Source organism: Thalassotalea sp. Y01 (assembly GCF_012932945.1).
In the GTDB taxonomy this organism is placed as follows: domain Bacteria; phylum Pseudomonadota; class Gammaproteobacteria; order Enterobacterales; family Alteromonadaceae; genus Thalassotalea_A.
Genome location: NZ_JABBXG010000007.1, coordinates 86,959 through 100,924 on the forward strand (window position 1 = coordinate 86,959; position 13,966 = coordinate 100,924).

Consider the following 13,966-nt stretch of genomic DNA (forward strand, 5'->3'; position numbering starts at 1 on the left):
CTGCTAGCGGCCTATTGTTATGGAAATTGACAAATGTCTATATTCAAAATACCGCTGTTTGTGTTGTAACTGCGACTCATCAATAATGATTGCAAGCTTAACAAGGCAAATGTTATAAGAATATGTCAAATATCAAATTTGCCGATATTCATGGTGGTACTATAAATGGAAACGACGACAAAAACAGCAAAAGAATCTATTTGGAAATAAAAGCCAACCCTGCTCGCAAGAAGTTTGGTTTTGGCAATAAAGCCGTACTTGTTAACATCGATCCGCAAAAAGCGTATACCTGTGTTGATGAGTTTAAAACCGCGTATGAAACCGACCCAAATCAATTGCATTATGTTAATAAACTGGCGGAAGAGTTTCGTCGTCTAGGTTGGCCCGTGGTCTGGACTCATGTTGCTTATATGGGTTCTGGTGAAGATGCAGGTATTTGGGGCACTCGTACCGACACTGAGGATTCGCTGCAAAACATAAAGTTTGATTCACGTCGCAGTGAGTTTGACGATCGCCTAGATATTGATAAAGACAAAGATGTCATTTATTTGAAGAAGATGCCATCGGCATTTTTCGAAACGCAACTGCAGTCATTATTGGTTTGGCATCAGGTTGATACCGTGATTCTAACTGGTGGTTCAACCTCTGGTTGTATCCGTGCCACTGCTGTTGATAGCCTATCTCGAGGTTACCGAACTATCGTGCCGGAGCAATGTGTTGCTGACAAACACGAAAGCTTCCATTACGCTAATCTAACTGACTTATTACTTAAATATGCTGATGTTGAAGAGGTTGATGACGTATTAACCTGGTTGGCATCTCAACAGCAACGCTAGGAGCAGCGATGAAGCCAAACCCAGGATATTATGATTATTGGCCTTATGAAGGTAGGCCAAAAATTACGTGGCCTAATGGTGCTAAGATTGCCTTTTGGGTGGCACCTAATATTGAGTTTTATGAGTTAAATCCGCCAGTCAATCCACATCGCGCTGCATGGCCGCAACCTAACCCTGCGGTTGCTGGTTACTCTATTCGTGATTACGGTAACCGTGTTGGTCATATGCGACAGATGAAACTATTGGAAAAATACGGTATCCGCGGTTCGATTTCGTTATCAACTGCGTTGTGTGATCATCACCCAGAAATCATCGAGATGTGTAAAGAACGTGATTGGGAATTTTTCTCGCACGGTATTTACAACACCCGCTACACCTATGGCATGAGCGAACAACAAGAACGCGACATGATCAAAGACTCGATGGAAACCATACTCAAGCATACCGGTCAACAATGTGCCGGTTATTTAGCACCAGCGCTGTCTCATTCTGATCACACCATCGACTTATTTGCTGAAGTCGGCACCGAGCTGTTTGGTGATGATGGTGGTATATATACCTGTGATTTATTTCACGATGATCAACCAACGCCGATTCATACCCGCAGTGGTAAGCGTTTTGTCTCTATTCCTTATTCATTAGAAATGAACGATACCATTGCCTTTGTCGTGAATAAGATTGAACCACGCCGTTATGGTCAGATGCTTAAAGATAACTTTGACCGCTTATACGCAGAAGGTGCAGAATCAGGCACGGTGATGTGCATCCCAACCCACAATTACCAAATCAGTTGCCCGCATCGGATAAAGGCATTTGAAGAGGCACTTGAATACATTACTTCACATGACGATGTTTGGCTGGCGACCGGCAGAGAAATTGCCGAGTATTATCGCGAGCATTATTTTGAGTTAGCCAAGCAAGATATCAATGATCGTATTGCCGGCCTTAGGCACTCTGTGAAATCTGCGGGAGAGCGATAATGGCATTAGATAAAGACTATATACAGTACCTTGAACGCAGCTACGGTATGGACCATGATCATTATGACTGGAGTATGCTCAGTGAACGCAAAGCGATTGAATGGCCACAAGGTAAAAATTTAGCGGTTTGGGTCAATGTTGGCCTGCAGCATTTTCCATTAGACCAAAAGGGTGTCCCTTTTAAAGTGCCTGGTGGCATGACCATGCCGTATCCTGATTTACGTCATTACAGCTTACGTGATTACGGTAACCGTGTTGGTATTTATCGTTTGCTCAAAGCGTTTGATGCGTACAACATTAAACCGACGTTTGCGATGAACGCTGAATTGGCGCAAAACAATCCCTATTTGTTAGAAACCATCTGTGAACATGGTGATGAAATCATCTGTCATGGTTGGAATATGGACAGCTTGCATTATGGTGGTCAAGATAAGAGCGCTGAAACTGAGTTGGTGGAAAAGTCGCTTAGCACGTTACGTGAACTGAGTGGTCAAGCGATACGAGGTTGGTTATCACCGGCGAAAAATCAAAGTGAGAATACCCCAGAATTGCTGCATGCAAACGGTGTTGAATATCATTGTGATTGGGTTAATGATGATATGCCGTATCGATTTAAAACCGCCAATGGTGATTTATGGTCAATGCCATTATCAACGGAGCTTAGCGATCAGTTTATCTTGGTGAGTAATCTTCACTCGGAAGATTCATGGTTAGAACAAATCATCGACTCCACCAATATGCTGACCCGAGAGGCTAACCAGCAAGGTGGTCGTATTTTATCGATTCAAATCCATCCATGGTTAATGGGCCAACCACATCGTATCGCTAAATTAGAGGCGTTATTGCACAAGCTAACCCGTCGCGAAGATGTATGGTTTGCTCATGCAGGCGAAATTCTTGATCAGTTTATCGAACAGCAATAAAAAAACTTCAAGGGGTCAGAACAGTTGAAATTTCAACTGTTCTGACCCCTTGAAATACGCTTGTCGATGGTTATTGCTGGTTGCATGGCAATAAGAGCACAAGCAATCAAGGCCATAGCAGAAATATTGATAACCAAACCGTAATGGTCGTCACCTAACAACATGGCAGCGACCATAGGGCCAGAAGCTAAGCCCATTTTTGAAGCGAAACCACCTAATGCAGCCATTTGTCCGGCTTTATCGAATTCAGAACACAAGCCAAATAGATAAGACAAGGCAAATGCCCAGGTGATACCAATAACGACATTGGTGATCAGGTAGATGCTTTCCACTTCACTGTAGTGCAATAACCAAGTACAGATTGCGGTGAGCATAACCGATAATAAAATAGGTAACGAGCGGCCAAACTTAGTCCCTATGATGATCACTAAGAACGAACCAAGCAGAGCAATCCAGCTCGCCATAGCAAGCGCCGGGCTCATAAAGTCAAGGCTAAGACCTTCTGCTTTACCTAATCCAATGACATAGGCAAATAAGCCCATATTAGCCGCTTGAAATAAAAATATTGCCGCGAGAGTGAGCATTAATGGCAACGTTAATACTTTGCTTTTAGCTGTTGAGCTTGACTCTTTCGATACCGGATAAGACGGTAAAAAAGGCAACATAAGCAGTGTTATTAAGGTAAAGGCAATCAATGATATAAATAAAATACCTGTGCCGTATACCGGTACCATGGCCGGTAAATACATAATGCCTAAGCCACCCAACCCCCATTGAATAAATAACAGATAGCCAAAGGTCTTATCGGACTCGGTGGTTCGCGACATAATACAAAAGCCAATACCTACCAACAGGCCGCCGGTGATACCATGCAAACCACGAACAGCGATCATAACGCTCGCCGACTCAATATAGACACACAGTAAATCAATCACTAACAACGACATGAGTAAGCCATAAGACCAGCGACGCCAATTGATTTTTTTGATCATTAATACTGCAGCAAACGAGCCAATAGCCGCACCATATAAATTGGCACTGCTGACAAACCCAGCTTGCTGATTAGTAAACATCAAACCTTCTTTTAAACCGTTCACAAGGGCAGGCATAATATTGACGTAGAATATTCCTGCGGTTGCCAAAAAGGCTAAACAAACCCGGGCGATGGCTGAATTTGGTGCCAATTTATAGCTTTTGTTCATGGGATTCTCATTACTGGTTGATGTTGCCGTCATGTCATTTGTTCCATTGTTTATTCGCTATCAAGCAAGTCAGCTTGCTGAAGAATGTTCTGCATAGGCTGGAGTTGCTGCTGATAGTGACGCCATTTATTGACTGATTTATTGTGAATGGATTGACGCACTTGACTGGCACTGGCGGTGGTCACATGAGTCGATGAGTTTTCAATGTTGGCGTAGTTGTCATGCCACTGCAACTGTAAGAACTGGTACAAGGCTTTGCCTTGTTGCTGTGGATCGGCAACCAAGTCTTCATATTGCAGCTGATACATGCTGTCGCCGCAAAGTTGTTGCCAATGTTGCATCAATTGGCGATAGGCAACGTAGTATTGTGCCAACTCGGTTTGCTCATAGGAAAATGGATAAACCTGCTGAAACAAGGTCTTGTAAACCGCATAACAGGTATCCATAGGATCGCGTTGAACATGGATAAACTTGGCATTAGGAATGGCGGCTTTAATTAAGCCAACATATAAATAATTTAGTGGTAATTTATCGCTAAACATGCGCTTATTAACGAGTTTTTCCGCAAATTGTTGCTGTACTGATTGGCTATAGCGCTGACCAAGCTGAGCAAAATCTACCTCACTGGCGCAACGTACAAATTGTTCTGCGCTATTAATCGGTTTTTTCAGCTGTCGGGAAAGTTGTGATAATACACTGGAAAAATGATTTAATTCTCCCAGGGGCTGAATCTGTTGCGACATCGCTAATAGCTGATCCACCATGGTTGAACCGACTCTAGGCATGCCGATGATAAACACAGGTGCCGATGAATTGTTGTCTATTGGTGTTGAACCATGTTGTTGCAGCCAATTGGCATCAAATACCTCTTTGATGCTATCAATTATTTTAATATCTTGATTTATGTCGTAATTAAGGTGTTTTCGGCGCAGCTGACAACCTTCATCAAGATGCTTAAATGCTTGCCCATATTGCTGCAAATCTTCGTAACTTTTTGCCAACGCAAACTGCACTTGCACCGTATCCTTGGCTGACAATGATCGGCCAAGAAGGCTGTGCAATTGTTCTATGTAATTGCCTTGCTTGGTTTGCTTGCGCAAGTCCACCCGCAAACAATGGGCGTCAACATCTAGTGGGTTTAATTCGATGGCTTTCGTTAAACTACGTTCGGCGTCAACCAAGTCGCCTTGATGGCGTTGCACCGCACCGAGACTGTAATAATGTTGATGATTGCTGGCATCTTTATTGATTGCCGATTGGTAATGTTGAATGGCGAGCTTTGGTGAATCGAGTTGGCTCAGCAGTAGCGCTAATTGATTATCTTGATTGGCGCTTAAGGTCTGCGAACTGAGTTGTTGCACCAGTTTTTTGGCCTTGGCATATTGTTGACCTTGCAGTGCAAGCTTGGCTAATTGCAATTGCCAGTTAGGGTTGTTATTGAGTGCACAAGCTTTGTCTAAACTAGTCAAAGCGACATTGAGGTTACCGCTAGCTAGGGCAACTTGATTGGTAAAGTACCAACTGTTGGCGCAATCGGGATAGTCGTGATTTAACGACCGACTTACAGCGATAGCTTGTTGTAATTGTTTGTTTTTAAGGTATTCAACACCTTGATTTAGCCGTTGTTGTTTTAAGCTGAATTGACTCATTTAAGCATTTCTTTTTGCTTTATCATAGCGACAGAATACAAACAATGGAACCATGACGTTTGCCATGGCTCCATTATTTGCTGGGAGTTAGAATTTATAGGAAATTGCCGCACCGATAGTGCGAGGTGTGGCTATATATTCTTTTTGGTTATTACCGTAGTAGTTTTCAAATGCGCCTGTATCGGTAGATAAGTAAGCATCTGGGTAACTGGCGGTAACCCCTTCTTCATTGCCGATATTTTTCGCGTATACAGTCAAACCCCAATTATCCATTAGGAACTGCACTGATGCGTTAAAGATAGTGAAACTATCGAACTCATCGTAAATCGTGCTGGTTTCTGAAATATGGTTGGTTGTATCTGACTGATAGTAAGCGGAGATATTAGACAACATCTCAATTTCATCGGTTAATTGCATGGTGTGATTCAAGCTGGCTGAAAATACATTCTCAGCAACGCCCGGTAAACTTGCACCTGACTCTGCCACTATGCCACCGGTTTGCGGTTGAATCACATCATCGCTAAGCTCGGCATCGGTATAAGAGTAACCAAAGTGCATGTTAAGGTTTTGCGATACAGCAATGTTGAATTCAGCTTCAAAACCTTTGGTTTCTGCTGACTCACCATTTTGTGCCATAAAAAATGCCCACCAGGCGGTACCGGTATTTAGCTGCGGATCTTCCCAATCAACAAAATAAATATCAGCTGAGAAAGAGTACCAATCACCAAAGCCTTTTAAACCAAGCTCATAGTTTTTCACGGTATCTTTTTCAAAGGTCTCAACGGTCTCTGGGTTAAGCTCTGCGAATGGGCCGTCTGTCGGAATTGCATTTGAGCCACCGCGACGGAAACCTTCAGAGTAGGTTGCGTAAGTCATCAAGGTATCGCTAATGTCGTAAGCCAAGTTAAACTTCAGCAATACATCATCTTCATCCTGGTCTGGAAAGTCTTCAAAAGGAATCTCGCGAGGTTGCCCATAGTATGCATTAATCGCTGTTTCATTTTCCAGGCTGTTATCAAACCAACGCGCGCCAGCAGTCAAGTGCAAGTCATCGGTTAGATGATAGGTAAGCTCACCGTAAAGCGCCAAATCTTCAAAGGTTTCTTTACGAATATAGGTAAAATCCTTATCTGTTGGCGCACCGACCCACCAAGACCAACATGGTGCATCATCCGGTAATTCATTACAGGCAACACCATATTCTTCTAAACCACGTAAGTGCGAAAAGTTATTGGTTTCACGATCTTGGTCCATATAGTAAACACCAAGGATCCAATCAATCTTGTCGTTGCCATCATTATTGGAAACGAGGCGTAATTCTTGAACCAATGCTTCCTCGTCAAAACCCGCTTCAACATGTGATGCAGGTCTTGGGTTACCGCGATACCATGCGTTGTACCAGTCACGACCGCCAGATACCCATAAACCTGTGTTATCTCGCCAGCCGTTACCGTCATGTTCATAAAACGACGTGTTTGATGTCAATGTGGCAAAACCAAGATCTGCGCTTAATTCTAAACTGGTCAATGACATATCGCGTTCAGAAGGCTCAAGTAAGGTTGAACCGTTATCGTATTCACCGTATTCGTTGCCAAGATAGTCTGCACCACGAGTTACTGCACGACGACCGCCGATTTCATCTTCTTGGTAGTGATGTGTCAAAAGTAAGTTGACGTTATCAGTAATTTCCCAACCAAAAGCAACCTTAACGTAAGTGATTTCAACGGTATCAACATCGTCTTTGCTTTCATAACAAGCACCGTTATAAACGATTTCGTCGGCAGTTAAACCGCTGTCACGAGGGCTAGTACAGCTACCATCATCAGCTTCGACCATTGGGATGCCATTGTCGTCGAGCTTATACAATAACGGGTGATCAATAACCCCGTCATTATCAATGTGGCTCAACACAATACGTACCGCAGACTTGTCGGTTATAGGCATATTGAACATACCGTCAAATGCCATGTTTTCGCCATCAGAACCGTCTGTTTGGCCGATATCAAATTTGAAACTACCTTCGGTTAAATCTGCATCAGGACGGTTCATGATGTAACGCACGGTACCACCTAAGGCACCAGAGCCGTATAGCGTACCTTGTGGGCCACGCAATACTTCCACACGTTGTAAATCTTTCAGTAAGAAATTAGCAAATACAGGCGTGCTATCGACATAAGTAGCAACGGTTGGTGCGGTAGATAAACCTACGTTGGCACCGGCGACGCCGTTATCAACGTTGATACCTCGAACCACCATAGAATTGGCAAGTCCGCCGTTACGGTGACCGCGGTCAATGATGGTGATACCCGCGACGTTACGCAGTAATTCGGTGTTGTCGACGATATTGTTGCGTTCGATGTCGCTGCCTAATACCGAGGAAATATTAAAAGGCAATTCTTCTTGCGCAACCAGGCGGTGAGTAGCCGTTACCTGAATACGTTCGATTTGTGCCTCATCAGTCTCTACGCTGGCTTGCTCTTCGGCATAGCTCAGTGCTGGCATGCTGACCAACAGCGCTGTGCTGATAGCCGAGGCAATACTCGATCGATTAAAGGTTACTCTTGTCATAGTGGGCTCCGTATTGTTGTTTTTTTCGCCTGCTTTGAGAGTAGACCAGTCAACCACTATCTCTTAGTACCAGTTCAAGAGATATAATAGGTCCAGTTCAGAGGCTCGCTAATTTAAATCATTACTTAGTTTTTTTAGCTGGCACTTCCAGTGCGCCAAATTTATTTAACTCTTTGTTTTTAATTGCTTTGTCTTGATAGATGGGGAATTCAACCGCGTTGTCTCTAAAGCTTTTTAATACTTGTCCAAGGCCATGCAAGCCTCGCTCGCGATTATGGCGTACTTGGTTAAAATCAATCTCGATAGGGATAATTTCGCTGTCGGCCGTAGCTTGATATACCACCCCACCATCTGGGCCAACCACAATCGATTGACCATTACCCGTGTCACTCGCAGCGTTAATGGAAAATACATAGGCTTGGTTACTGGCTGCCGTAGCTTGCGCCATTGCCAGCTCTACTGGTCGGTCAATGGTGCCAGTCAGTGTTGGGTAAATAAGCACTTCTGCACCTTGGCAAGCCATGCTGCGTGCCACTTCACCGAACCACAGATCATAACAAATCGCCACACCAATACGGCCTCCGGGTACATCAAAGACGATACATTCTGATCCGGCGGCTACATCGCTTTCATATGGATAGAAAGGATATATTTTTCTATATCTTTCAATAACTTCACCCTGGTTGTTGATAACGCTGGCGGTATTGTATATTTGCTCATCAAGTTGTTCGTAATGACTGCCTGGTATTAACCAAACGTTAAGGTCTTTTGCCAACTGACAATAAAATTGTTCTGTTTTTGAGGGGAGCGGCTCAGCATGGGCTTTATCTGTACCAAAGGTGGCCAATTCACTGAGCACTATCATGTCAACCCAAGGAAACCGACGTTTGGTTTCTTTAATTTTGCTGGTTATCAATGGCAGGTTGTCTTGCTCGGGTAAACGCAGTTGTAAACCGGCAATGGCAAAATGACTCATGAAATTCGCCTCTTATGGGTCGTATAGATTGAATGAATGATTTTTAAGCTAAAGGAATGCTTAGATTTTGGTTAGTACCAGATTGTTGTTATGTATGGTACCAGTTTTATGGTGAGGCACTTGGCACCGCTATCAAGACCTTGAAAGATGGGCCGTGGCGGGGTGTTCGCGGCAATAGTCCAGTTGGCGTACAAAGCAATAATTTTGATCGAACCACTTCATTTCATCTCCGTCCATGATCACATAAAAGCCTTTCATCTCACCATAACCCCATAAATTCCATTTTCGGTAATACATGCCGTTATGGATCCACCAACGGCCACTATCGACTTCATTATCGTTGCCGCCGGTACGACCTAACATCACGCCATTTTCTTTAAGCTCTATGGTGCATGGCACACCATAGACCATTTGGCACTCAAGAATTGAGCCAGGCAGCACCTGTTGTAACTCATCATCAGTGAGTAATTTACCTTTGGCGCTAGACAAGGTTTCTTCATGCTCTTGGGTCAATTGGTGGATTAAGTCGGCGAGTTTTTCTACGCCTTCACGAATGCGATCGTTAGCAATACTGGTGATACCCATGCGAAAGCAATTGCTCGGGTATGACGTACCGGCAAAATAGCGCTTTACAGGCTCGATTAAGATGCCATGTTCGACCGCCTTTTGGCGCAAATATTCACCGTCTAATTGTTTTGGCCCTGTAATCCAATAAGCGGTACCACCTTGGATAGGTCCAGTATTGATACAATCGGGAAGGTAGATGTTTAATGCCTCTCGCAGGGTCAGCCAACGCTCAAAAAACACCTGATGCAAATGCATCATATAGGCGTCGTAATAGCCCATCGACAAAAAGTAAGCCACTGAACGCTGATTGTTCAAGGGGGGATTACGTAACATCAGCTTACGTATTTTCTTAAGCTCGGTAATGACGCTTGGATCGGCAACGATAAAACCAAGCTGCACACCAGAGGCGATGACCTTTGACAGACATGAGATGTAAACCACTCGATTGTCTTTATCTAGGCTGCGTAATGCCGGGTGTGGTTGACCTAAAAAATTACTCTCAAATTCAAAATCATCTTCAATAATCAATAAATCTTGTTGCTGGGCTTTACTCAGTAGCTCGTCTCGTCGATCCATTGGCATGGTGATACTGGTCGGGGTTTGGTGACTTGGTGTGGTGTAAATAATGTCGCACTGATCTAACTTGTCATCGACGATAATGCCTTTGTCGTCTAGCGCTTGTAACTGAATTTTCGCCCCACTGTGTTGCAATAACTCACGCATTTCCGGGTAACCAGGTTCTTCAACGGCGACTTGAACCTCATTATTCACAAATAACTGACAGATTAGATGTAGCGCTTGTTGCGTACCAACGGTGATCAATATTTCATCGGTACTGGCTTGAATGCCACGGCGTGGTAGCAGTTTGGTGCGAATTTGGTCGAGCAGCATTGGGTCATCTTCTGTGCTCTGTAATTTGCCCCAAGCTTGTATTTCGCTACTGGCATTGGCTTTCGCATTGGCTTCGCGCCATTCTTTTATTGGCATCAATGATGAGTCGTATTTACCGTCGATAAATGGAAAGCGATAGTTGCGCCAATCTGCCGGACAGGATGTCGCATTGGTGGTGGCAATCGCGCCTTTAAAGCGATGTTTGTTCGAACTGTTGGTGCCATTAAAGCGTTTTTCGCTTGGCGATTGTTCCACTTTACCTTGGCTGATCGCCTCGCTAACAAAAATGCCGCTGCGCTCTTTTGATTCAATGTAACCTTCTGCGATGAGCGCTTGATAAACCAGTACCACAGTATTACGCGACACATTAAGCTGGCTCGCGAGTTTTCGGCTTGATGGTAGCTTGCTGCCTGGGGCGATAGCGCCAACTAATATACCTTCCACCAGTTTTTGCCGAATCTGCGTTTGCAGCGATTCAGATAAACTGGCGTCGATATGTATTAGTCGATTAAGCATTGAGAAGCTAGACATATTATTGCTTATTAAATAATAACTTAACTCAATGGCTACCTAGCTTGCAAGTTTATGAAACAGACGTACAAAATCATTTAGGCCTTCATTCATAATTTCATTGCTGATGGTCAAAGCCGGCAAAAAGCGAATCACATTGCCATAGAATCCACAGGCGAGCAGGATCAAACCGTGCTGCGCTGCATGGGCAATAATCTTTTGCGTCAATTCAACATTGGCTTGCTTGGCATCACCGTTTTTAATTAACTCGATAGCGATCATTGCGCCTTGATTGCGTACTTGCAAAATCAACTGTGGGTATTGTTGTTGCAACAAGCTCAAATGTTCATTAAAGGTATCGCCAATAAAGTTGGCTCGCTCTACTAGATTTTCTTCGGCGATAACATCTAATACCGCTAGTGCGGCGCTACAACCTATTGGCGATGCCGCGTAAGTTCCGCCCAAACCGCCGGGTAATGGCGCATCCATTATCGCTGACTTGCCAACAACAGCGGCAATAGGAAAGCCACCGGCGATGCCTTTTGCCATGGTGATTAAATCGGGCTCAACAGCGGCATGTTGGCAACTAAACATTGCCCCGGTGCGGCCAAATCCGGTTTGTATTTCATCGGCAATTAACACAATGCCATGATCATCACACAAATCGCGCAATGCCTGTAAAAATTGCACTGGGGCTTGATAAAAGCCACCTTCGCCTTGTACCGGCTCGACGATAATCGCCGCGGTATCGCTTGGTGCTATAGCGACTTTAAACAAATTATTAAGCGCGTTTAAAGACTCTTCAATCGTGACCTGATGGCAATCAATTGGGAATGGCGCATGATAAATATCGCCAGGAAACGGGCCAAATAAATTCTTGTACGGTGCAATTTTACCGGTCAATCCCATTGCTAAATTGGTGCGTCCATGAAACCCCCCATTAAAGGCGATGACGCCGCGACGACCTGTGTGAGCACGAGCAATTTTGATACAGTTTTCCACAGCCTCAGCGCCGGTGGTAACGAATATGGCTTTTTTGTCACTATCACCTGGGGCAATTTCACACAACCTTTCAGCGAGCGCAATGGCCTCTGGGTAGGGATTAACCATCACACAGCTGTGGCTAAAACGACTTAATTGCTCACTTACTGCAGCAACGACTTTAGGGTGACTATGGCCGGTATTACATACCGCGATGCCGGTACCAAAGTCGATATAACGATTGCCTTCAACATCCCACACTTCGCTGTTTAATGCACGGTCGACATAGACCGGGTAAACGTTTCCTTGGCCGCGGGCAATGCTTGCTTGCTTTCTATCCTGCCATTGTTGATTGCTTAGCTTACTCATCTATCGATACCTCCCATACATAAATACTTGATTTCAAGATAATCATCGAGACCATACATAGACCCTTCACGGCCATTGCCCGATTGTTTAACGCCGCCAAATGGCGCTGCGGCATTGGATATAATGCCTTCATTGATACCTACCATGCCATACTCGAGCGCTTCAGCGACGCGCCAAATACGGCCAATGTCGCGACTATAAAAGTATGCGGCTAGACCGTATTCTGTATCGTTCGCCATTGCAATCACTTGCTGCTCATCATCAAAAGTTATGATAGGTGTTACCGGGCCAAATATTTCATTGCATGCAATCGCCATTTGATTGCTAACTTGCGTCATAATCGTTGGTTTGTAATAACGCTCACCATAGGGGTGGCGTTCACCACCCAAGGCTAAATGTGCACCTTCAGCGATGGATTGTTGCACCAAAGTATCAACATCATCGACCGCTTGTTTAGATATCATCGGGCCAATTTGCACACCTTCTTGCATACCGTCACCTACGGTTAATTGGTTAACCGCAGCAATAAATTTCTCACTGAATTGTTCGGCAATTTTGCTGTGCACAAAAATTCGATTGGTACAGACACACGTTTGTCCTGCATTACGGTATTTTGAGGCGATCGCACCTTGCACCGCGGCGTCGATATCGGCATCATCAAAGACGATAAATGGCGCATTACCACCTAATTCCATCGAGACTTTTTTAACCGTTGATGCGCATTGACTGATCAATGACTTGCCAACCGCGGTGGAGCCGGTAAAGGTAAACTTAGCAATATCTGGATGAGTGGTCAGTACTTGTCCCATGGCTCTGGCGTTATCGCCGACCACCACATTAAACACACCTTTAGGGATGCCAGCTTGTTCAGCAAGCTCGGCCATTGCAAGCGCTGATAGCGGTGTTTGTGTAGCCGGACGAACCACAAAGGTACAACCGGCAGCAAGTGCCGCGGCTGCTTTGCGGGCAATCATGGCGTTTGGAAAATTCCATGGGGTAATAGCCGCGACAACGCCGACAGGTTGTTTGATAACAACGATACGTTTGTCGCCTGCAGGAGCAGGAATGGTATCACCATAGACGCGTTTGGCTTCTTCACTAAACCAATCAATAAAGGCGGCACCATAAGCTATTTCGCCTTTCGCTTCCGCCAGTGGTTTGCCCTGTTCGGCGGTGAGAATGATGCCCAAATCGTGTTGGTTTTGCATCATTAAGTCATACCACTTGCGCATCAATTGTGCGCGATTGGCCGCCGGCATTTGTTGCCACGCTTTTTGAGCCTTTTTGGCGGCCTCGACAGCGGTGACAACATTTTGTGCATTTGCATTAGCAATAGTATGCACCAATTCACCATTGACTGGGTTTCTAACGCCCAAGTGTTGATTGTCTTGGTGCCAATTGCCGTCAATATATGAGCCAGACTTTAATAAAGCAGGGTTAGTTAAACTGAGCATGTGTACCTCCAAGTGTTTTAGTTATTGAAGTACAAAAGCTAATTATGTTAAATATAAAAC

The 13,966-nt window shown here is 44.5% G+C and carries 10 protein-coding genes; 3 read left to right on the forward strand and 7 right to left on the reverse strand.

Annotated features, from left to right (window positions below):
* Positions 1–122: 122 nt before the first annotated feature.
* From HII16_RS11410 to HII16_RS11420, 3 genes are read left to right on the forward strand one after another with little or no spacing between them, the layout of a single operon-like run.
* Positions 123–836 (forward strand): isochorismatase family protein, encoded by a 714-nt coding sequence (locus HII16_RS11410; protein ID WP_169130262.1) that lies wholly within the window; start codon positions 123–125, stop codon positions 834–836.
* 8 nt (positions 837–844) lie between these two features.
* Positions 845–1,816, forward strand: coding sequence for a polysaccharide deacetylase family protein (locus HII16_RS11415; RefSeq protein WP_169130264.1), 972 nt, complete (start codon positions 845–847; stop codon positions 1,814–1,816).
* Positions 1,816–2,739, forward strand: coding sequence for a polysaccharide deacetylase family protein (locus HII16_RS11420; RefSeq protein ID WP_169130266.1), 924 nt, complete (start codon positions 1,816–1,818; stop codon positions 2,737–2,739). The genes HII16_RS11415 and HII16_RS11420 overlap by 1 nt, the downstream gene beginning before the upstream one ends.
* A 32-nt stretch (positions 2,740–2,771) precedes the next feature.
* Here HII16_RS11420 and HII16_RS11425 read toward each other — a convergent pair whose 3' ends face one another.
* From HII16_RS11425 to HII16_RS11455, 7 genes are all read right to left on the reverse strand, one after another.
* The gene (locus HII16_RS11425; RefSeq protein ID WP_248289609.1) at positions 2,772–3,974 is read right to left on the reverse strand and encodes an MFS transporter; all 1,203 of its coding nucleotides are present in this window, start codon (positions 3,972–3,974) and stop codon (positions 2,772–2,774) included.
* A gap of 17 nt (positions 3,975–3,991) precedes the next feature.
* Positions 3,992–5,590, reverse strand: a complete 1,599-nt coding sequence (locus tag HII16_RS11430) for a sulfotransferase (protein ID WP_169130268.1) — start codon at positions 5,588–5,590, stop codon at positions 3,992–3,994.
* An 87-nt stretch (positions 5,591–5,677) separates the two neighbouring features.
* Positions 5,678–8,158 carry a TonB-dependent receptor gene (locus HII16_RS11435; protein WP_169130269.1) on the reverse strand — a complete coding sequence of 827 codons (2,481 nt, stop codon included), beginning with the start codon at positions 8,156–8,158 and terminating at the stop codon, positions 5,678–5,680.
* Positions 8,159–8,279: 121 nt separating this feature from the next.
* On the reverse strand, positions 8,280–9,134 hold the full coding sequence (locus HII16_RS11440) for a carbon-nitrogen hydrolase family protein (RefSeq protein ID WP_169130271.1): 855 nt from the start codon (positions 9,132–9,134) through the stop codon (positions 8,280–8,282).
* A gap of 132 nt (positions 9,135–9,266) precedes the next feature.
* Entirely contained in the window at positions 9,267–11,123 is a 1,857-nt protein-coding gene (locus HII16_RS11445; RefSeq protein WP_248289610.1) for a PLP-dependent aminotransferase family protein, read from the reverse strand.
* A gap of 39 nt (positions 11,124–11,162) precedes the next feature.
* A complete protein-coding gene (gene gabT / locus HII16_RS11450; protein ID WP_169130273.1) occupies positions 11,163–12,452 on the reverse strand; it encodes a 4-aminobutyrate--2-oxoglutarate transaminase in 1,290 nt (429 codons plus the stop codon).
* Complete coding sequence (locus tag HII16_RS11455; RefSeq protein ID WP_169130274.1) at positions 12,449–13,906, reverse strand: NAD-dependent succinate-semialdehyde dehydrogenase; 1,458 nt, start codon at positions 13,904–13,906, stop codon at positions 12,449–12,451. The genes gabT and HII16_RS11455 overlap by 4 nt, the downstream gene beginning before the upstream one ends.
* Between the last annotated feature and the right edge of the window lie 60 nt (positions 13,907–13,966).